General features: G+C 67.4%; 18 protein-coding genes. 9 read left to right on the top strand and 9 right to left on the bottom strand.

Going from position 1 to position 17,869, the window contains the following annotated elements; genetic code table 11:
- Positions 1-50 precede the first annotated feature (50 nt).
- Both ASF98_RS23010 and ASF98_RS23005 read left to right on the top strand, forming a co-directional pair.
- Positions 51-1,976, top strand: coding sequence for a primary-amine oxidase (locus ASF98_RS23010; protein WP_055807422.1), 1,926 nt, complete (start codon positions 51-53; stop codon positions 1,974-1,976).
- A 9-nt stretch (positions 1,977-1,985) separates the two neighbouring features.
- Positions 1,986-2,435: a hypothetical protein gene (locus ASF98_RS23005; RefSeq protein ID WP_055807419.1), complete on the top strand. Its 450-nt coding sequence runs from the start codon at positions 1,986-1,988 to the stop codon at positions 2,433-2,435.
- Between the two features lie 61 nt (positions 2,436-2,496).
- Here the strand turns inward: ASF98_RS23005 and ASF98_RS23000 are convergent, their stop codons facing one another.
- On the bottom strand, positions 2,497-3,825 hold the full coding sequence (locus ASF98_RS23000; protein ID WP_055807417.1) for an MFS transporter: 1,329 nt from the start codon (positions 3,823-3,825) through the stop codon (positions 2,497-2,499).
- Between the two features lie 164 nt (positions 3,826-3,989).
- On the opposite strand from ASF98_RS23000, the gene ASF98_RS22995 reads away from it, so the two are divergent.
- The 3 genes from ASF98_RS22995 (at position 3,990) to ASF98_RS22985 (ending at position 6,714) form a co-directional block, all read left to right on the top strand.
- Positions 3,990-4,826, top strand: coding sequence for a shikimate dehydrogenase family protein (locus ASF98_RS22995; protein WP_055807414.1), 837 nt, complete (start codon positions 3,990-3,992; stop codon positions 4,824-4,826).
- 155 nt (positions 4,827-4,981) lie between these two features.
- Complete coding sequence (locus ASF98_RS22990; RefSeq protein ID WP_055807411.1) at positions 4,982-5,785, top strand: IclR family transcriptional regulator domain-containing protein; 804 nt, start codon at positions 4,982-4,984, stop codon at positions 5,783-5,785.
- Positions 5,782-6,714, top strand: coding sequence for a threonine/serine dehydratase (locus ASF98_RS22985; protein ID WP_055807409.1), 933 nt, complete (start codon positions 5,782-5,784; stop codon positions 6,712-6,714). Before ASF98_RS22990 ends, ASF98_RS22985 begins: the two co-directional genes overlap by 4 nt.
- A gap of 11 nt (positions 6,715-6,725) precedes the next feature.
- On the opposite strand, the gene ASF98_RS22980 is transcribed toward ASF98_RS22985, so the two are convergent.
- Positions 6,726-8,042: an LssY C-terminal domain-containing protein gene (locus tag ASF98_RS22980; protein ID WP_055807406.1), complete on the bottom strand. Its 1,317-nt coding sequence runs from the start codon at positions 8,040-8,042 to the stop codon at positions 6,726-6,728.
- An 89-nt stretch (positions 8,043-8,131) separates the two neighbouring features.
- Entirely contained in the window at positions 8,132-8,605 is a 474-nt protein-coding gene (locus ASF98_RS22975; protein ID WP_055807403.1) for a sensor histidine kinase, read from the bottom strand.
- Positions 8,606-8,920: 315 nt separating this feature from the next.
- Between ASF98_RS22975 and ASF98_RS22970 the strand changes: the two genes are divergently transcribed.
- Genes ASF98_RS22970 through ASF98_RS22960 form a run of 3 tightly spaced genes read left to right on the top strand, consistent with a single transcriptional unit; the run spans position 8,921 to position 12,294 of the window.
- A complete protein-coding gene (locus ASF98_RS22970) occupies positions 8,921-9,757 on the top strand; it encodes a response regulator transcription factor (RefSeq protein WP_055807400.1) in 837 nt (278 codons plus the stop codon).
- A gap of 42 nt (positions 9,758-9,799) precedes the next feature.
- Complete coding sequence (locus ASF98_RS22965; RefSeq protein WP_055807397.1) at positions 9,800-11,641, top strand: sensor histidine kinase; 1,842 nt, start codon at positions 9,800-9,802, stop codon at positions 11,639-11,641.
- Positions 11,638-12,294, top strand: coding sequence for a response regulator transcription factor (locus tag ASF98_RS22960; RefSeq protein ID WP_055807394.1), 657 nt, complete (start codon positions 11,638-11,640; stop codon positions 12,292-12,294). The genes ASF98_RS22965 and ASF98_RS22960 overlap by 4 nt, the downstream gene beginning before the upstream one ends.
- 74 nt (positions 12,295-12,368) lie before the next feature.
- Here ASF98_RS22960 and ASF98_RS22955 read toward each other — a convergent pair whose 3' ends face one another.
- The gene (locus tag ASF98_RS22955; RefSeq protein ID WP_235506139.1) at positions 12,369-12,857 is read right to left on the bottom strand and encodes a hypothetical protein; all 489 of its coding nucleotides are present in this window, start codon (positions 12,855-12,857) and stop codon (positions 12,369-12,371) included.
- Between the two features lie 217 nt (positions 12,858-13,074).
- On the opposite strand from ASF98_RS22955, the gene ASF98_RS22950 reads away from it, so the two are divergent.
- Complete coding sequence (locus ASF98_RS22950; RefSeq protein ID WP_055807390.1) at positions 13,075-13,641, top strand: type 1 glutamine amidotransferase domain-containing protein; 567 nt, start codon at positions 13,075-13,077, stop codon at positions 13,639-13,641.
- 107 nt (positions 13,642-13,748) lie between these two features.
- On the opposite strand, the gene ASF98_RS22945 is transcribed toward ASF98_RS22950, so the two are convergent.
- From ASF98_RS22945 to ASF98_RS22925, 5 genes are all read right to left on the bottom strand, one after another.
- Complete coding sequence (locus ASF98_RS22945; protein ID WP_055807387.1) at positions 13,749-13,985, bottom strand: hypothetical protein; 237 nt, start codon at positions 13,983-13,985, stop codon at positions 13,749-13,751.
- Positions 13,986-14,057: 72 nt separating this feature from the next.
- Positions 14,058-14,288: a hypothetical protein gene (locus ASF98_RS22940; protein ID WP_055807384.1), complete on the bottom strand. Its 231-nt coding sequence runs from the start codon at positions 14,286-14,288 to the stop codon at positions 14,058-14,060.
- A 393-nt stretch (positions 14,289-14,681) separates the two neighbouring features.
- Positions 14,682-16,340, bottom strand: a complete 1,659-nt coding sequence (locus ASF98_RS22935; protein WP_055807380.1) for an FAD-dependent oxidoreductase — start codon at positions 16,338-16,340, stop codon at positions 14,682-14,684.
- The gene (locus ASF98_RS22930) at positions 16,337-17,440 is read right to left on the bottom strand and encodes an alcohol dehydrogenase catalytic domain-containing protein (protein WP_055807376.1); all 1,104 of its coding nucleotides are present in this window, start codon (positions 17,438-17,440) and stop codon (positions 16,337-16,339) included. The genes ASF98_RS22935 and ASF98_RS22930 overlap by 4 nt, the downstream gene beginning before the upstream one ends.
- Positions 17,434-17,736, bottom strand: a complete 303-nt coding sequence (locus ASF98_RS22925; protein WP_055807373.1) for a YciI family protein — start codon at positions 17,734-17,736, stop codon at positions 17,434-17,436. The genes ASF98_RS22930 and ASF98_RS22925 overlap by 7 nt, the downstream gene beginning before the upstream one ends.
- Positions 17,737-17,869: the final 133 nt, after the last annotated feature.

Genomic DNA, 17,869 nt, shown 5'->3' with positions numbered 1-17,869 from the left:
AGAAAATAAAAATCCCGACCCCAACACGGTCCCGGACAAAGGCAGCGCTCATGACACTCGCACCAACTGACACAGCCGCCCCGTACCGCCTGGCAGCGGCCGCTGAGATCACTGAAGTCCAGGGCATCCTGCGCGCCGGGGGACTCCTCGGCCCGGAAAAGCGGATCGCCTACCTGGGCCTGCGGGACCCGGCCCGGGACAGTTCCAGGGACTCCGAGGACCGGCGCTTCCGCGTGTTCATCCACGATGTCTCCGGCGGCCGCCCCCTCGATGTGACGGTCTCCGCCACCCGCGGCGAGGTGACCTCCGCCGTCGAACTGGACACCGCCGTCGCCGGCGAACTGCCCGTGCTGGAAGAGGAATTCGAGGTGGTCGAGGAACTCCTGGCCTCCGACGAACGGTGGCTGAAGGCCCTGGCGGACCGGAACCTGGACGTCGGCACAGTCCGCGTTGCCCCGCTGTCCGCCGGCGTCTTCGAATACCCGGAGGAGAAAGGCCGCCGCATCCTCCGCGGCCTGGCCTTCGTGCAGGACTTTCCCGAGGACAGCGCCTGGGCGCATCCCGTGGACGGGCTGGTGGCGTACGTCGACGTCGTCGGCAAGGAAGTCACGCAGGTCCTGGACACCGGCGTCGTCCCGATTCCCGCCGAGCACGGCAACTACACCGACCCCGAGCTCACCGGCCCGCTCCGCACCACGCAAAAGCCGCTCCACATCACCCAGCCCGAGGGCCCCAGCTTCACAGTCACCGGCGGTAACCACGTCGAGTGGGAAAAGTGGAGCGTGGACGTAGGCTTCGACGTCCGTGAGGGCGTGGTGCTGCACAACCTGGCCTTCCAGGACGCCGGGCGGAAGCGGCCCATCATCAACCGCGCGTCCATCGCCGAGATGGTGGTTCCCTACGGCGACCCGTCGCCCATCCGGTCCTGGCAGAACTACTTCGACACCGGCGAATACCTGGTGGGCCAGTACGCCAACTCGCTTGAACTGGGCTGTGACTGCCTCGGCGAGATCACCTACCTCAGCCCCGTGATCAGCGACGCGTTCGGCAATCCCCGCGAAATCCGCAACGGCATCTGCATGCACGAGGAGGACTGGGGCATCCTGGCCAAGCACAGCGACCTCTGGACGGGCATCAACTACACCCGCCGCAACCGCCGCCTGGTCATCTCCTTCTTCACCACCATCGGCAACTACGACTACGGCTTCTACTGGTACCTGTACCTCGACGGCACCATCGAATTCGAGGCCAAGGCCACCGGCGTCGTTTTCACCAGCGCATTCCCCGAAGGAGGCTCAGCCAACATTTCCCAGCTCGCACCCGGGCTCGGCGCGCCGTTCCACCAGCACCTCTTCAGCGCCCGCCTGGACATGGCGATCGACGGCTTCAGCAACCGGGTTGAGGAGGAGGACGTGGTCCGGCAGCCCATCGGTGAGGGCAACGAACGCGGAAACGCCTTCTCCCGGAAGCGGACCGTCCTGGCCCGGGAGTCCGAAGCCGTCCGGGAAGCCGACGCGCGCAGCGGCCGGACCTGGATCATCTCCAACCCGGAATCACGCAACCGCCTGGGCGAACCGGTCGGCTACAAGCTGCATGCCCAGGGCCAGCCCACGCTCCTGGCCGATCCGGATTCCTCCATTGCCCGCCGGGCGGCGTTCGCCACCAAGGACCTGTGGGTCACCCGGTTCGCGGAGGACGAGCGTTACCCTACCGGCGACTTCGTGAACCAGCATTCCGGGGGAGCGGGCCTGCCGGCCTACATCGCCCAGGACCGCGAGATCGACGGCCAGGACATCGTGGTGTGGCACACCTTCGGGCTGACCCACTTCCCCCGGATCGAGGACTGGCCCATCATGCCGGTGGACACGGTCGGCTTCAAGCTCCGGCCCGAAGGGTTCTTCGACCGCAGCCCCGTGCTGGATGTGCCGGCCAACCCGAACACCAGGCCCGCCGCCGGCGGGCACTGCCACGGCTAGGCAGGCGCCATGACCGCCCTGCGTGGATGGGGCCGGACCGCCGGCCCCGTCCTCCACCCCCGCCCCGTTGTACACCTGCGCATCGTGGCCGTGGCGACCGCCGCGTCAAGCCTGGTGCACCTTGGTCTCGTGGCGGGAAGCCACCACGGGCTGTGGCTGAACCTGCTGATGCTTGCCATGGTGGGGGTCTGCCTGCCGTGCGCCGTGCACATCTGGCGCGAGGGCCGGGTTGGGTCACTGCACCAGGTCATGGCGTGCGCGCTGGCCATGACGGCGCTGCACGCTTTCCTGTTGTTGGGGACAGCGTCCGGCGGCGGCCCGCACGCCCACAGTCACGGGGTTCCCGGGGTGCCGGCTGTGGCTGGCACCGGCGCCGGCGGGCTGCTCGCCGTCGTCGCCCTGGAAATCACGACGGCGCTGCTCGCCGCGACGCTGCTGGCCCGCCTCCGTCGCCGGTAGTGCCCCTGTGGTTGAGCCTGGGCCATGCGGTTTCGACAGGCTCAACCGCCGGGGCGATTCGTCAGCGGACCGGGTTGCCCAGTTCGCGCAGCGGGGTCTTGCTGGTCTCGCGGGCCCAGTAAGCACCGGCCACGGCCAGGAGCGAGGATGCAGCCACGATCCAGGCGGCGGGGCCCCAGTTCGCCTTGTCCGCGCCGACGAGGGCGGTGCCGAGCAGCGGGGTGAAGCCGGCGCACAGGATGCCGACCTGCAGGCCGATGGCCATGCCGGAGTAGCGGACCTTGACGTTGAACAGCTCCGAGAACCAGGCGGGGTAGATGGCGTTGGACATGGCGTAGGTGCCTGCCGTGATGAGGGTGCTGGTCAGGAAGATCATGGGGATGTTGCCCGTGGAAATCACGGAGAAGTACACGAAGATCATCAGGCCTGAACCCAGGACGCCGGTGATGAAGATCGGACGGCGGCCGTACCTGTCGGAGAGCCAGGCCATGAACGGCTGGGAGATGACGGCGATGATGTTGCCCGTGATGCTGACCCAGAGCATGGTGGAGGCCGGCACCCCCACGGAGACGGCATAGGCCAGGCCGAAGGACTGCATAAACGTGTTCGTGACGGTTTCAAAGGACATCAGGGCCACCTGGAAGAACTGTGCCGGGTGGGTCTTGAACATCTTGGCGAAGGGCAGCTTCACCAGTTCGCCGTGATCATGCTTCTCCTCGAAGACCTCCGGTTCCTCCAGCGAGCGGCGGACAAGGTAGGCGACGATCAGAACCAGCAGCGACAGCCAGAACGGAATGCGCCAGCCCCAGGCCAGGCGGTCCGCTTCGCTCATGGCCGCCACGGGGAGGAACGCCAGGGAGGCCAGGACAATGCCGGCGGAGATGCCGCTCATGGCGAAGCTGGCGAAGAAGCCGCGGCGTCCTTCGGGGGCTTCTTCGGTGGACAGTGCCGAGGCGCCCGCCGTCTCGGCCCCGGCGGAGAGGCCCTGCATGAGGCGCAGGAGCACCAGCAGGGCGGGGGCCCAATAGCCGGCGGTGTTGAAGTCGGGCAGCACGCCGATGAGGAACGTGGCCGAACCCATCAGGACGAGCGTCAGTACCAGCGTGTTCTTGCGGCCGATCTTGTCACCCAGGTGCCCGAAGACCACTGCGCCGAAAGGCCGAGCCACGTACGCCACGCCGAAGGTGGCGAAGGAGGCGATCAGGGCGACCGTGGGGTCCCCCGACGGGAAGAAGATCTTGGAAAAGACCAGCGACGCCGCAGTGGCGTAGATGAAGAAGTCGTAGTACTCGAGGGCGCCGCCGAGGAACGCGGCCAGGGCTGCTTTCTTGGCCCTCTTGAGCTGGCGCTGCTCGGCTCCGATGCCGGCGCCCGTGGCTGTGTTGGTCATGATGCTGGTCCCTCCGCGTTGAAAGACTGTCTGGATTTTTCATTTGTGCGCATTCCGAACAGCTGTGCGGTATGCGATTATGGAATAGAGTACCGCAGGGTGAGGTGCCTCACAACACTTTCCTGGCCGGGCAACCGACTGCGTCTTCACATGAGAGGGTCATTATGGAGAACCGAACGCCCGCACACCGTTTGTTCCTTATCGGCTCGGCTGCTTCAAGCGCCATGTCGCCCGGGCTGTGGGGCCCGGTCTTCGAAGAGCTCGGGAGCAGTTGGACGTACGAAGCATGGGACGTGCCTGCCGGCCAGGACATGTCCGGCGTACGTGCTGCCATGCTGGAGGCCGACGTCGTGGCTGCAAACGTGACGATGCCCCACAAGCAGTGGGCCGCGGGAACGGCTGACACCGTCACCGGACCGGTCCGGCTCAGCGGAGCCTCCAACCTCCTGGTCCGGGACGGCCGGAGGCTGAATGCGCACAACACGGACATCACCGCCGTCGTCGAACTCCTGGGCGGCCGGCACCAGCGGCACGCCCTGATGCTCGGGGCGGGCGGCGCCGCACGCGCAACCCTCGTGGCACTGGCGGGGCTGGCAGACCGGGTCACGATAACGGACAAGGATCTGCTGGCGTCGCAGCAACTGGTGGACCTTGCTGCCAGCCTGGGCATGGAGGCCGCCGCCGTGTCCTGGGCCGAATCCCGGGACCACGCGCCCGGCGCATCCCTGATCGTCAATGCGACACCCCTCGGCAAGGGCATTGATGATGAACCGGCGTGGGGGCAGTCGCAGCTCTCGCCGGATGCCTTTGTCTATGACTTCGTCTATGCCGGCCACACCACCGCAACCATCGCCAGCGCCAAGGCGCAGGGGCTGGCGTACGCCGACGGCTGGGACCACCTTAGGGCGCAGGCGGCGGCCATGATCCCCATTCTTGGCCTGGCGCCGGAGACGGGAACGCTCCTGGGGCGGACGCTGACGCATATCCGGGCAGATGGCTGACCGGATGCGGCGGGGAACTGGCCGGAACTGACCGGAGCTGGACCCTGCGGGTTGCGCGGTCGTGCGGCGGATAGGGGCCGGATATGATCGAAACAAGCCGGCGGCCACGCGTCCGCGGGCGCCGGATGTGAGCTTCAGGAAGGGCAAGCGATTCCATGGCGGAACAACCCGCATACTTCGTGAAGTCGGTGGAGAAGGCCTTTGACGTACTGCGCGCCTTCGCTCCGGACGAACCCCGCCTGACGGTGTCCCAGGTTGCCGCGAAATCTGACATGACCAGGGCCTCAGCCCGGAGGTTCCTGATGACGCTGACCGACCTTGGCTACCTGCGGGCCGAAGGTTCACATTTCGAACTGACCCCCCGCTCGCTGGACATCGGGCAGTCCTTCCTGGCAAACCTTGCGCTCCCCAGAATCGCCGAGCGGCACCTCAAGTCCCTGGCCGCGGAGCTGAACGAGACAACGTCGTTGTGCATCCTTGACGGCACCGACGTCGTGTACGTCGCGTGCGTTCCGTCGCCCCGCCTCCTCAGCGTTTCCATCAGTGTGGGTACCAGGTTCCCGGCCTGGGCAACGTCCATGGGACGCGTCCTGCTGGGTGCGTTGTCCGAGGCCCAGCTGAAAACGTACTACGACTCCGTCCAGCTGCAGCGGTTCACCGAGCGGTCGATCGGCACCCTCGAACAGCTGCAGGCCGAAGTGGAACAAGCCAGGACCAGGGGGTGGTCCATGGTCTCGCAGGAACTGGAGGAAGGCCTCCGCGGTGTGGCCGTCCCGGTCTGGCGCGGCCACGAGGTCGTTGCCGCGGTCAACGTGTCCCTGCAGACCCACCGGGCTCCGGCGGAAGCCATCGAAAAGACGGTGGTCCCGTTCCTGCTGGACGCCGCACGCCAGATCGGCCATGACTACGGCGGGCGCGCCACGGCACCAGCCGGCACGGCGGCCGGGGGAGTGCGGTGATTACCCGGTCCGACGTCGACGAAGCTGCCGCCAGGATTGCCGGGCTGGTGCGCCGCACGCCAGTGATCGAAGCGGACCCGGAGAGCTTTCCCGGGTCGGTGTGGCTGAAGTGCGAGTTCATGCAGCACACCGGCACGTTCAAGGCCCGGGGCGCATTCAACCGCGTGCTTTCCTGCCGCGAGCGTGGTGAGCTCAAGGAGGACGTCGGCATAGTGGTCGCTTCCGGCGGCAACGCCGGCCTGGCCAACGCCTACGCCGCCGCGCAGGCGGGAGTACCCGCCACCGTCTTTGTCCCGGAGACAGCCCCCGCCATGAAGGTGAAGAAACTCAGGGAATCCGGGGCCACAGTGATCCAGCGCGGCGCCGAATATGCCGTGGCCTACGACGCCGCCACCGCCTACGCGGCCGAGACCGGAGCCGTGTACTGCCACGCCTACGACCAGCCCGAAATTGCCGCCGGTGCCGGCACAGTCGGTTCGGAGCTCCTGGAACAGCTGGGCGGAGTGGACACCGTGCTGGTGGCGGTGGGCGGTGGAGGCCTGATGGCCGGGATCGCCGCGGCCGTCGAAGGCCTGGCCAGGGTGGTGGGAGTGGAGCCCGCAACCGCCCCCACCCTGCACGCCGCGCTGAAGGCGGGCGAACCGGTGGATGTGGCGGTTTCCGGGATTGCCGCGGACTCGCTGGGAGCGCGCCGGATCGGCCGGATCGGCTTTGACCTCGCGGTGCGGACCGGCGTAGCTGGCGTGCTGGTGTCCGACGATGAGATTGTCGCCGCGCGCTCGCGGCTGTGGGCCGACTACCGGATGGTGGTGGAGCACGGCGCGGCGGCGGCGTTTGCCGCCCTGACCTCCGGGGCCTACGTCCCGGCGGAAGGCGAACGCGTGGCCGTGATCCTGTGCGGCGCGAACACGGACCCGTCCACGCTCTGACGGTCTAGCGGTCAGATCGCTGCGCGGCCGCCGGGCCGTGCGGCGATCCGTTTTGGCTCCTTGCGGTCGCGGCGGGCGTAGACGCGGGACCGCTCGCTGGACAGCGCGAGGATCAGCAGGATGTCCAAGGTGAGGCCGGGGAGGTTGGTCTGCAGCGTGATTCCAGGACCCCCGTGAGCGACGTCAATGACCTGCAGGCCGATCGCGGCGGTGCTCAAGGCCATGGCGAGCGTGCGCGCCCAGTTCCGTCCCAGGAAGACGAACCAGGCGAGCAGTAGTTCCGCGAGGGCAGAGAGGACCAGTACTGCCACCCCGGCGTAGAGCACCAGCTGCGATTGGCCCTCGCTTAGGTGCCCGGCGGGAAAGAGCAGGACGGACAGGGCCAGTGCCGCCGCGGCGAGTGCACGGCCGGCCACGAGGGCGGCTCCGATGATGGTGGGCGCAGGGCGCCTGTTCCTGCTGTCGCTCGGGAGCCGCGGAACAGCAACGCCGGGCACCGGCGTTGCCCGCAGGTTCACGATGGGAAGGTCGCCGTCGGTGGCAATTTCATCGCCTCCGCCGTTGCGGGTGTGGTACCCGGTGGAGAAGTCCCGGATCACCCGGACGTCGGCCGAGGGTTCGGCGGCGGAAATGGACGCGACGATGTGGTCCCGCTCATCGTCCGTGTGCTCGTCGATCTTGTGCGTGATCTGGAGGGTGAACAGGGACAAGCCGACGCTGCGGTCGTACGTGCCCGCGGCCAGCCAGTCCGCGGCCACGCCGCCGGGAAGCAGCCAGCCGGGCGGGCACCGCCAGAAGCGGACGTGGTGGCGCTTGCCCGGGGTTCCGTCCACTTCCTGCTGGTACGCGAAGTCCTGCTGCCGGCCGAAGAGGAAGAGCGGGCTGACCGGCGCCTCAAGGTAGCTGCGGCGCAGCAGGGTGGAGGTGATGATCCTCCGGCTGCTGGCCAGGGTGACGTCGTCGGCGATGGTCCAGCCGGCCCGGCGCATCACGTGGTGGAGCTGGGCTTCGGAGCTGAGCAGGGCCACATTCACCGGATCGCCGAGCAGGCCGTCGCTGGTGCGGGCGCGCCCGATGAAATAGTCGGGCACATAGACGCGGGTCAGGATCGAGTGGAGCCTGGGCAGGACGAGGTAGGCGAGCATGGCCCAGAAGACGAACGTGAACCAGAGCTGGCCCCAGCCCCACTGGAAGCTGAGCTCAAGGAGAAGATAGGTCAACCACGCGGCGGCGACACCACCGACCATAAAGAAGATCCGGTCCCAGACGGTATCGAGTGCAGTGCGGGCCACGTCCGCGATAGGAGCCCTCACCGCAGGCCTGGTCATGGGCAAAATAATACTGGAGACGGTTGCTGGTTCCGTGGGCACAACGGCCCGGGCTGATATGCATGGTAATCCCCCGTAAAAGCGTGTGGTCAGTCCAGCGGAAGCGTGACCGTGACGCGGGTACCCTCGCCGGGCGCACTGTCAATGGTTGCGGTGCCGCCGGCGTCATGGACTGCGATGGACATCAGGAACAGTCCGAATCCCTGCGGGCGGTTGCCCGTGCGGTCATTGCCGTCGAAGCCTGCACCGTTGTCGGCCACCGTCAGCCGGATGCCGTGATGTACTGCCGCGAGCCGGACGGTCAGTTCGGTGGCACCGGCGAATTTGAGCGCATTGCTCAGGGCCTCCTGGGCGGCGTGGTAGAGCAGCCCTGCAGTGCCGGACGGTATCTCGACGCCGTGGTGCGGCGTCTCCCACCGGACCGTGGTTCCCTGCTCCCGCAGCGGGGCGGCGAGCCGGTCGATGCAGCCGGCGAGCCCCAGGGCGTGAAAATCCAACGGTGCCTGGTCGGTGATGACGCCGTGGATCGCGGCGACCTCATTGGCAGCTTGAGCCTTTTTCATGGCCGGTCCTGCTTCCTTGCAGCCTGTGATGCTTCCTTCTCACGGGTGCTGGGTTCCCGCCTGGATGTATGACTCAAGGGTGGACCGGCGGAATCATGAATGACGCGACTTTGACGCAATTTTGGCTCAAGTTCCCGGGGATACCTGGGGCGAACTCAAGAGATGCACAAGATTTGATTCGACGGCAATGTCCGCTGTCCCGCCGTGTGTAGGCTCATCATCAACCTCATATGTCCAGTTAGTGGAGATACCCATCCGCGGGCTCCCTGCCGACGAATATGAAGGGGTGACTGGCCGAAGACTATGGGGGCATAGATGGAAGAACGCGGCATTGCCGTTGTGGTAGAGGACGACGACGACGTCAGGAATTCCCTGCGGGAGGTGCTGCTGCAGTCAGGTTTCGCCGTCCACGCGACCGCCTCCGGGCTCGAAGGTGTTGAGGCGGTCCGCCGGTACAACCCGGTGGTGGTCACCATGGACCTCGGGCTTCCGGACTTTGACGGCCTGGAAGCGTCCCGCCGCATCCGCACGTTTAGCGACGCCTACCTTGTCATTGTGACCGGCCGGGTGGACGAAGCGGACGCGATCATGGGCTTCGAAGCAGGGGCCGATGACTTCCTGACCAAGCCTTTCCGTCCCCGCGAGCTGCGGGCGAGGATCGCCGCCATGCTGCGACGGCCGAGGCGGGCTGGCCACAGGCTGGCGGGACCGGCCGGTGATGCACGGGGAGCGCTCAACACTCCGGACGATGCCGCACTGTCGTCCGTCCCGGCCGTGGCGGCACTCCGGCAGGGTGAGCCTGCCGATCCCGAACTCGCCGATTTCGAGCACAACGGCCTCACGCTCAGCGAGGGAACCAGGACCGCCGAATTCGAGGGGCTACGGATTGAGCTGACCCGGACCCAGTTCGACCTTCTCCTGGTGCTCCTGGAGAACGGCCGCCTGGTTCAGACCAAGGCCGACCTGGTCCGCCGCCTGAGGAACGAACCCTACGACACCGGCTCCTACGTCAGCACGGCAGAGGAGCGCACCGTCGAAGTCCACATGGGAAACCTGCGGAAACGGCTGGGAGACGACTCGCGCGCGCCCAGGTGGGTCGAAACCGTGCGGGGAATTGGCTACCGGCTGGCGCCGCAGATGGCTGCCGAATAGCCTGACGGGCGCCTATTCTTAAGCTTGGCGGAGGGAAGCACCGTGACTCCCAAGCAACTGGTATTCGTAGTGGCTGCCACCGTGGGCGTCCTGGCCCTGGTGCTGATCTCGATCGACTGGCAGCCGGCCGCCCTGCAGGATCCCGCCCGGACGCTGGGTGTCCTCAACGCCCAGGGTGTCATCCGCTGGGGCGAGAACCCGGCCCGGGCACCTTTCTCAGTCTTTGAACTCTCCCTGTTCGTCGCCGTCGGGCTTGCCTTCGTCCTGGCCGGCGTGACCGCGTGGCAGACCCGGCCCAACCGGAATCCCGGCCTGCTGCTGGTGGTGGCCGGGCTGCTGTGGCTGGCGGCCGGCGTGCGGCGGTCCAGTGATCCGGTCCTCTTTACGGTGGGGGTGGGGCTGACCCTGATGTACCAGCCTCCGCTGCTGCAGCTGGCCCTCAGCTTCCCGTCCGGAGTCCTGCGCTCGCGTGCGGAACGGGCGGCCGTGGTTTTCTTCTTCGCCGCCTGGGCGGTGATTGCCGTGGCGAGCTGGGCGTTCTTCGACCCCCGGCTGCACATCGCCGCAGGGGAGTCCACGTCCCGGAACCTGTTCCTGCTGTGGGACAGCCCGCAGCTCACCAGCGCTATCGGCGACGTTGCCCGCATTCTCCAGGTGGGCATCGGGTTGGCAATTGTGGCCGTGCTCGTGGCCCGCTGGCAGTCCGGCTCAGCCGCCTACCGGGCGGCCTTCCTGCCGTTGTGGCTGGCAGTGATCATCAAGACCGCCTCCACCGTCTGGGTGTCACTTGCCGTGGTCCAGCTGACCGGCACACTGTCCAATGAGGCACTGCTGTGGCAATACCCGGCGACGGCGATCGTCCCGCTCGCCGTGCTGCTGGGGCTCTGGCGCTACCGGTTCGCCCGCGGCGCGCTGAGCGAGCTGCTGGTGGAGATCGGTGCGGCGCCGGTCAGTGACCGGCTGATCCGCGCCTTGCGCAGGTCGGTCCGGGACCCCACCCTCAGCCTGTGGCGGTGGTCGCCAGCGCTGTCCGGATTCGTGGACGACGACGGCGTGCCCCGCGCCGTCCCGGAGGACGGATCCGGGCGGGCGGCCATGGTTCTGGAGCGTAACGGCACGCCCGTCGGGGCCCTGGTTTTCGACGAAGCACTCCGGGACCAGCCCCAGCTGCTGGCGGCAGTGCAGAGCGCCACGTCCCTGGCCCTGGACAACCAGAACATGGAGCAGCAGCTGCGGGACCAGCTGGTCGAGGTCCGCCGCTCCCGGGAACGGATAGTCACCGCCGGGGACGCCCGGCGTCGTGAACTCGAACGGGACCTCCACGACGGTGCGCAGCAGCGTCTGGTGGGCGTGTCCATGGACCTGGCGAGGGCACGGCGTGCCGCGAGCCCCGAGGAGATGAAAGTCCTTGTGGCGCAGGCCAGCGACGAGCTCGCCGTTGCGCTGGCGGAACTGCGTGAACTGGCCCGGGGCGTCTACCCGCCGTCGCTGCGCGAAAGAGGCCTGGGCGGCTCGCTCACGGCGCTCGCGGAGCGGTCCGCGCTGCCCATCGAGCTGGACGTTGACCTGCCGCAAAGGCCTCCGCCGCCGGTGGAACTCGCAGCGTATTTCATCTGCGCCGAGGCCGTGACCAACGCCGCCAAGCACGCCCGGGCCTCGAACCTGCAGATCGGCGTCAAAGGCACGGAAGACGGACTCAGCCTGCACGTGACGGATAACGGGATCGGCGGGGCGAGTCCCGGCGCCGACGGCGGCCTGCTGGGGCTGGCCGACCGGGCGGCGGCCCTGGGCGGCTCCCTTACGGTCACCAGCCCGGCCGGCCGCGGAACAACCGTGGCCGCAACCCTGCCCTTCTCGGCCGACCCGATGGAGGACCTGCCATGACACTGCGCGTCGCCATCGCGGACGACTCGGCGCTGCTCCGCCGCGGCCTTGCCGCGCTGCTCAGTTCCGAAGGGCTGGAGGTGGTGTGCGAGGCCGCGGACGCCCAGGAGCTACTGGGATGTATCGCAGCGCAGCAGCCTGATGTTGCCATCGTCGACATCCGCATGCCGCCCACCTTCACCACCGAAGGCATCCAGGCCGCCACCGCGATCCGCCGCGACCAGCCCGGGACGGGGGTTCTGCTGCTGTCCCAATATGTGGAGACGGAGAACGCCATGCAGCTCCTGGGGAACGGAGCGAAAGGGCTCGGCTACCTCCTGAAGGAACGCGTGTCCGACATCGACGACTTCATCGACGCCCTGTACCGGGTGGCGGCCGGCGGGACCGCCGTCGATCCTGAACTGGTGGCCCGGATGGTGGCCCGGCCGCACAACGGACACCAGGGGGAGGACGAGCTCAGCAGCCGCGAGCGGGACGTCCTGGAACTGATGGCCCAGGGGCGCACCAACCAGGCGATCGGCAAGACCCTGTTCCTGGGGGAGCGGACGGTGGAGGCGCACATCCGGAGCATCTTCCTGAAGCTGGGGCTGCGACCCGAACCCGAGGACCACCGCCGGGTCCTCGCCGTGCTCACCTACCTGCGCCGGCACTAGCAAAACGGCGGCTGCCCCCGTGGGGACAGCCGCCGGATTGCCTGCTGGTTGGTCGGACTCAGTTGGATACGGAACTAGTTGGACATGGACGTGGTGCCGCTGCCGGTCCAGCCGGTGAACGGCGACCAGACGCCACCCACGCCTTCCTGATGCCGGACCTTCTGGTAGACCTCCTCGTTGCCGATCTCGGTGTTGGTCAGGGTGCGGACGTTGTGGATGGTGTACCAGCCGTTGGCGGGGCCGAGGTAGCGGCTGAACGAGGAGTTGCCGAGGTGGTCGTCACCGTTGGGCCAGTCGTCGCTTTCCCAGCGCTGCTGCTCGATGTTGACGTAGCGGTTGGCACCGCAGTAGACGTTGATCCGGTAGTCCACCAGTTTGGTGCCGGACGAGTTGAAGCCCGCGAAGATGGGCTTCAGGGGCACCACGGTGCAGGCGTAGTTGGTGGCGGCGGCCTGGGCTGGTGCGGCCAAGGCGACGCCGCCCGCAGCAAGTCCCAGCGTCATTGCTGAGACGAGTGCGATCTTGGCGCGGGACGGGCGGGACTTCTTTGTTCCGGCGGTCATGGACATTTTTTTGCTCCTGTTGCGGTGATTGTGGTTTCGGCCAGGAATCCTTTCCTGATGCCGTGTTTCCATGGTCCGCTCGGGGCCTTGTCCCTGACTTCCGTGCTAGCACTGTTTGTCCGGGGCAGATTGTCCCTGACAAACCAATTGTCAGCTTGCTTATTATTTCCGGCGTTCCTAGTGTTAAAGCCGTAAGGCATCCGGCGAAGGAGGACATATGTCAGCGCACAATATTGCAGGCAAGAAGGTTGCGTTCCTGCTGACCGACGGCGTGGAGCAGGTGGAGCTCACCAGCCCCTGGAACGCAGTGAAGGAGGCAGGCGGCGAGCCCACCCTCGTGGCGCCCAAGGCCGGAAAACTGCAGGGCTTCCACGGCACCGAAAAAGGCGAGAAGTTCGACGTCGACATCACGGCGGCCGAGGCCCGCGCTGCTGATTTCGATGCGCTGGTGATCCCGGGCGGAGTGGTCAATGCGGACCACCTCCGCGTGGACAGGGATGCGCAGGCCTTTGCCCGCAGCTTCTTCGAACAGCACAAGCCGGTGGCGTCCATATGCCACGGCCCCTGGCTGCTCATCGACGCAGGCGTGGTCCGCGGGCGCAAGCTGACCTCGTACCACACGCTCCAGACCGACCTGAAGAACGCGGGCGCTCTCTGGAGCGATGAGGAGGTTGTGGTGGACCAGGGCTTCGTCACCAGCAGGCACCCCGGGGACCTCAAGGCCTTCAACGACAAATTGCTGGAAGAGATCGAAGAGGGCGAGCACGCAGGCCAGACTGCCTGACCGGCACAACGCAGTCAGCAACCTGGTCAGGAAAAGCATAAAGAGGAGGAGTCCGACGGCGGCAATTGCCGCCGTCGGACTCCTCCTCTTTGTTGTCGCTTTCTATGTCAGCTGGAGCTGGGTTCGGTGGTGAGGCCCCGGTGGTCCGGGGTTTTGCTGTTCTGTTCCTCGGCCGGTCCCGGGGGTTTGGTGCCGTCCGCACCGGCAGGGCGGCCATCGACAGGGCCGGGCCCGGCGTGGCGGCCGGACGCCTGGTCCGCCGGCTTTTCCCTCGGCACCGGGTTGGTTTCGTCCTCGACGCCATCGCTCACGATGTCGTCGGCCTCGTTGTGTTCCGTGCTCATCGGCTGCTCCTGATCTCGCGGTGTGGTCCCACGCTACAGGCGGGGTCCGGGTGCGTACAGCGGCGGACCTTCCTAGGAGATGGAAGCCCACTGCCGCAGCTCCCGGGTTTCGCCGTACGGAACATCGCGGCTGACGGCCACGGTGTAGGTGGAGAAGCCGGTCTGCGTGACCAGCACGCCGTGGCGGCGTTCCTCCATGGCGTGCCGGAGGGCGATGTCCACGGCACTGTTGAGGTCGTTTTCAATCGTTGCGGGATCGTGGGCAATGATCTCGAGCAGGATGTCGGAATGGTGCTTGATCATGGGGTGCTCTCTTTCGCGGGGCGGGCACTGCGTGTTGAGGGAAGTTGGCCGGGCCGGGCCGTGCTTCGGATAAGGGAATCCGGGGAGGACAAAAAGGGTGCCGTGTGAGGCGGGAGGAGATTCGAGCTGAAGGTGATTCGAAGGGCCCGGCATTCTGAGATGGGGCGGGGCCGGTGCGATGCATCCGGCGGAGGGACCGGGAACGTTTTGTCGTTCCTGCGGATCCACCCTAAGTGTGGCCGACTGACCGGCCGGAAGGCAATCACTTCGCTGGAATTTCTTCTGTGTCCCGCGTCACACGCACAAAAGGCGAGGGGCCGACGGCGGAAACTCCCGCCGTCGGCCCCTCGCCGTGGTGTTCTCTGCTCAGCGCTCCTGGCGCTGCTCGTGCTGTCAGTTCTGCTGGCGCCGAGCCAGGTGCTCGCCCACGGCGAAGGCCCGCGTGATGGCGGACCCCAGGGTGGCCCCGCCGCCAGGGTAGTTGTTCCGGAACACGCCGGCAGCAACGTTCCCGGCGGCGTAAAGCCCGGGGATCGGATCCCCCCGGCGGTCCAGCACGCGGCCGTCGAAGTCGGTTTCCAGCCCGCCGGAGGTGCCCAGCACGCCCGCCGAAATCGGCACCGCATGGAACGGGCCGGTGGCCAGGGGAGCCAGGCACGGGTTGGGGGTGTTGCCGGTATCGCCCAGGAAGCGGTCCTGGGGCGTGGCGCCGCGGCGGAACTCGGTATCGACGCCCGCAGCAGCATCTTTGTTGAACCGGGCCACGGTCTCGCCGAGCCCGGTGGGGTCCACTCCTAGCTTCGCGGCCAGCTCCTCCACGGTTCCGGCCGAGGTCATCCATTCCGCCGGTGACCCGGGCGTTGAGCCGGCCACGGGGTACTTGGACAGGTAGGCGGAGTCGAACACCAGCCATGCCGGATTGTTCAGCTGCCGCCCCGTGTGGGGGTCCACCGAGGCGAACACCCGGCAGGCGTCGTGGTAGTTCAGAGCCTCATTGACGAAGCGCTTTCCCGCGGCGTTCACGGTGATCGAACCGGGCAGGGTCATCTCCACATTGCCCATCCGGCCGGACTGCCGGCCGTCGTAGCGGTGCGCCGGAACGGAGATCACAGGAACACCCCAGATGGCCGTCATGTCAGCCACCGCAGCCCCGGCCTTGAGGCCCAGTTCCAGCCCGTCGCCCTCGTTGGACGGCGCACTGATGGGCGTCACCGGGAAGGGCAGGAACGCCTGGCGCAGCCTCCGGTTCCATTCGAACCCGCCGGAGGCCAGGACGACGGCGGCAGCCGCCAGCGTCCTGTTGCGGCCCGCCGCTGTACCGAGCGTGACCCTCCAGCCACTTCCGGCGCGGACCAGGTCCTCCACCGGTGCTTCGGCAGCGATGTGGACACCCCGGTCCAGGGCGCTCGCCAGCAGCCGGCCCACCAGTGCGCCGCCCATGGTGCGCACCCCGGTGGCGGCCCTCGTCTCGAGAAGGGCAGGATCGGCGGCCCGGCCGTTGAGCTCGTCCCGCTCCGTCATGGTCAGGAGCGGGAAGTACGACGACGGCCGGATGGCCTCCGCCAGGCCCGGGTAGCCCGACGGATCGAAGGCGTTGTTGTCCAGGCCGCGGCCGCCGTCGGCCGCTCCGTTCCACTCCAGGTGGTAATCGGGGCGGGCGATGGGGGTCATGGACACCCGGGTGCTGCCGGTCAGGTAGGCAACGGCGCGAGGTGCGGTGCGGACGTACCAGTCGATTTCTTCGGGGGACAGGGCGTGCCCTGCTGCCTCCGTGAGGTATTCGACGGCGCGGTCATGGCTGTCGCTGTAGCCGGCCTCGGCTGCCAGATGGTTGTTTGGAGCCCACATCACGCCGCCGCCGGCGGCCGTGGTGCCGCCCAGCAGGGCTGCCTTCTCGGCCACCAGCACGCTCAGCCCGGCGTCCGCCGCGCGGACTGCCGCCACCAGGCCGGCGGCTCCGCTTCCGATCACCACCACGTCGTATGCAGGAGCCAGTTCCTCTGCCGGCGTGAGCACCGGGTGGGTCTCGCGGGTGTCTGCGACCGGGTTCATGCCGGCCCTCCTGCCGGTGCGAATGCTGCTGCTGCTGCTCCGGCAGTGGCACGGTCTCCCGAAGTGCCGGCTGCCGGCATCTCGATGAGGACCTTGCCCACCTTCTCCGTCCGGTTGCGCATCAGTTCGTACGCCTGCTGCAGGTCCGCGAAGCCGAAACGGTGCGTCATCAGGGCCCGGGCCTGGTCCGGATGGCGCGCCAGGAGGGCCAGCCCGTCGGGGATCAGGTTGAGGCTGTTCCGGCTGCCCAGAAGGTCCAGTTCCTTAAACGGAATGTCCTTCATTGAGACCGTGGCCGAGCGCGCTGAAATGCCCACCTGGACGATGCGGCCGGCGCTGGCTACGAGGCGTATGGCGTTCTCCAGCGAGGAGGGTGCGCCGGTGGCCTCGAGCACCAGGCCGGGGCCGTAGCCGTCGGTCAGCCGCCCCAGGCGCGCAGCCTGTTCGGCGTCGGGGAAGCCGACCGGGTCCACCAGCAGCGTGTCCACAGCACCGAAGTCGCGTGCCAGCTCCAGGCGGTCAACCTCCGTGTCCGCGCAGACCACGTCCACGCCCAGGTCGGTCAGGTACAGGGTGGCGAGCAGCCCGATGGGGCCGCTGCCCAGGACAAGTACGGTTTCCCCTGCCGCGGGGCGGCCGCGGTTCACGGCCTGCATGGCGATGGAGGCGGGTTCGGCCATGGCGGCGAGTTCCAGCGCCAGGCCCTCGGGAACCCGGCACAGCTTGTCCGCCGGGACGCTGATAACTTCCACCAGGGCGCCGTCGGAATAGCAGCCGATGCAACTGATGTTGCGGCAGACGTTGAACCGGCCCTGCAGGCATGGCCGGCAGGTTCCGCAGTACGTCATCGGGCTGACGGCAACCCTGTCCCCGACGCGGATGCCCGCAGCGTTGTAGCCGATTGCTTCGACGACGCCGGAGAACTCGTGGCCCTGAACGACCGGCAGTTCGGCCGGGTAGTCGTCTTCCCAGATATGGAGGTCGGTGCCGCACAGGGTGACATGGTGGACCCGGACCAGGGCGCGGCCCTGCTCGAGGACAGGCTCGGCCACGTCCTCGTAGCTGATGGTTTCCCTGGCAACAGTGCGGGCGGTCAGCATCGCGCGTCCACGCGTTCGGCGCCGAAGAAGATGTTCCACTGCCGGATGGTCCGCTCTTGGATGAGGTTGTTGCTGAAGAACGGATCCTGGTCCATCAGTGCCTCGACCTCGGCCTTGGAAGTGCCCGTGAGGATCAGCAGGGCTCCGGGGGATTCGCCGGAGCCGAAGGGGCCGCTCGTCAGCAGCCGGCCGCCGTCGAACTGCGACTTCAGGAATTCAACGTGGCGTGGCCGGTGCTTGTCGCGTTGGCCGGCCGTGGCGTCAGAGTAGGCATAGGTGACGGCGAAAGTTGCCATGGGGCGGTGTCCTCTTCATTGAGTGATGTGCAGTGGAGTCCTTTCATCGTGGGACCTGGATTGAGACGTGTCCAACACTTCTTTGGTCAGAGACTATGTGTGAAAACTACATAGTCAACCGCCGGGCTGAGCA

It is taken from the genome of Arthrobacter sp. Leaf337 (genome assembly GCF_001423745.1).
In the GTDB taxonomy this organism is placed as follows: Bacteria; Actinomycetota; Actinomycetes; order Actinomycetales; family Micrococcaceae; genus Arthrobacter.
The sequence above is the reverse complement of the archived record's forward strand: the minus strand, read 5'-3'. Positions and strand labels throughout refer to the sequence as shown.

Bases quoted from the DNA above. Each gene is read 5' to 3' on its own strand.
- ASF98_RS23010 (WP_055807422.1), top strand. From the start codon at position 51: ATGACACTCGCACCAACTGACACAGCCGCCCCGTACCGCCTGGCAGCG.
- ASF98_RS23005 (WP_055807419.1), top strand. From the start codon at position 1,986: ATGACCGCCCTGCGTGGATGGGGCCGGACCGCCGGCCCCGTCCTCCAC.
- ASF98_RS23000 (WP_055807417.1), bottom strand. From the start codon at position 3,825: ATGACCAACACAGCCACGGGCGCCGGCATCGGAGCCGAGCAGCGCCAG.
- ASF98_RS22995 (WP_055807414.1), top strand. From the start codon at position 3,990: ATGGAGAACCGAACGCCCGCACACCGTTTGTTCCTTATCGGCTCGGCT.
- ASF98_RS22990 (WP_055807411.1), top strand. From the start codon at position 4,982: ATGGCGGAACAACCCGCATACTTCGTGAAGTCGGTGGAGAAGGCCTTT.
- ASF98_RS22980 (WP_055807406.1), bottom strand. From the start codon at position 8,042: ATGACCAGGCCTGCGGTGAGGGCTCCTATCGCGGACGTGGCCCGCACT.
- ASF98_RS22975 (WP_055807403.1), bottom strand. From the start codon at position 8,605: ATGAAAAAGGCTCAAGCTGCCAATGAGGTCGCCGCGATCCACGGCGTC.
- ASF98_RS22970 (WP_055807400.1), top strand. From the start codon at position 8,921: ATGGAAGAACGCGGCATTGCCGTTGTGGTAGAGGACGACGACGACGTC.
- ASF98_RS22960 (WP_055807394.1), top strand. From the start codon at position 11,638: ATGACACTGCGCGTCGCCATCGCGGACGACTCGGCGCTGCTCCGCCGC.
- ASF98_RS22955 (WP_235506139.1), bottom strand. From the start codon at position 12,857: ATGACCGCCGGAACAAAGAAGTCCCGCCCGTCCCGCGCCAAGATCGCA.
- ASF98_RS22950 (WP_055807390.1), top strand. From the start codon at position 13,075: ATGTCAGCGCACAATATTGCAGGCAAGAAGGTTGCGTTCCTGCTGACC.
- ASF98_RS22945 (WP_055807387.1), bottom strand. From the start codon at position 13,985: ATGAGCACGGAACACAACGAGGCCGACGACATCGTGAGCGATGGCGTC.
- ASF98_RS22940 (WP_055807384.1), bottom strand. From the start codon at position 14,288: ATGATCAAGCACCATTCCGACATCCTGCTCGAGATCATTGCCCACGAT.
- ASF98_RS22935 (WP_055807380.1), bottom strand. From the start codon at position 16,340: ATGAACCCGGTCGCAGACACCCGCGAGACCCACCCGGTGCTCACGCCG.
- ASF98_RS22930 (WP_055807376.1), bottom strand. From the start codon at position 17,440: ATGCTGACCGCCCGCACTGTTGCCAGGGAAACCATCAGCTACGAGGAC.
- ASF98_RS22925 (WP_055807373.1), bottom strand. From the start codon at position 17,736: ATGGCAACTTTCGCCGTCACCTATGCCTACTCTGACGCCACGGCCGGC.